1 protein-coding gene is annotated in these 900 nt (G+C 70.9%); it reads right to left on the bottom strand.

Annotation, left to right across the window (positions count from 1 at the left end; all coding sequences use genetic code 11):
• Window positions 1–95: 95 nt before the first annotated feature.
• On the bottom strand, window positions 96–900 hold an 805-nt coding region (locus GJ693_RS16290), incomplete at its 5' end, for a pyridoxal phosphate-dependent decarboxylase family protein (RefSeq protein WP_197042311.1).

Here is a 900-nt window from a genome sequence, read left to right as displayed (position 1 = left end):
GCGCTGGGCGATGTGCCGCCCAGCCTGCTGGCGATGGGCACCGGCGCCAGCGCGGTGACCGGCCTTATCGGCGGTCTGATCGGCCGGCGGCGCGGTTAACGCAGCGCACCGAGCGCCGTGGCCGCGGCCGCCACGGTGCGGCGCACGTCGTCGGCGTTGGTCTGCCAGTTGCACACGCTGATGCGCATGGTGCGCTCGCCAGCCCATGTCGTGCCGCTCAGGAAGGCCTCGCCGCTGGCGTTGATGGCGGCGATCACCGCGTCGGTGATGTTGGTGCCGCTGCGATCGTGAAAGCGGATCATGCCCTGGTTCATCACCGGCCGCGCGATGCTGGTGGCGCCATCGAGTGCGGCGATGCCGTCGTGGATGGCCAGCGCATGGGCACAGCAGCGCTCGATCAGGTCGGCCAGCCCGTCGCGGCCCAGTTCCAGCAAGGCCGCCAATGTCGGCAGCGCGCGGGCGCGGCGCGACCATTCCGGCGTATAGTCCATCGGATCGCGGGTCTCACCGCCCTCGGTCAGGTAACTCGCCGTCATCCGCATCGACGCCTTCAGTGCGTCGCCGTGGCGGGTGATGGCCATGCCGGCGTCATAGGGCGTATTCAGCCATTTGTGGCCATCGGTGGCCCATGAATCGCACAGTTCGATGCCCGCCACCTGGTGGGCCAAGCGAGGGGAGGCGTTCAGCCACAACCCGAAGGCGCCATCGACATGCACCCAGGCGCCTGCGGCCTGCGCCAGCGGCGCCAGCGTGGCAAAATCATCGCTGGCGCCCAGGTTGAGGTCCCCGGCGTTGAGGATGACGATGGTCGGCGCGCCCTGCGCCGCCGCCAGCGCGGCCGCCAATTCGTCGGCACCGACCTTGCCCGGCCCGCCGCCGCCCAGCGGCACGATCGCGGCG

Origin of the sequence: Sandarakinorhabdus oryzae (assembly GCF_009733735.1) — a bacterium.
GTDB lineage: Bacteria > Pseudomonadota > Alphaproteobacteria > Sphingomonadales > Sphingomonadaceae > Sandarakinorhabdus > Sandarakinorhabdus oryzae.
Note: the sequence above shows the minus strand (reverse complement) of the source record. Positions and strands in the feature narration are given on the sequence as shown.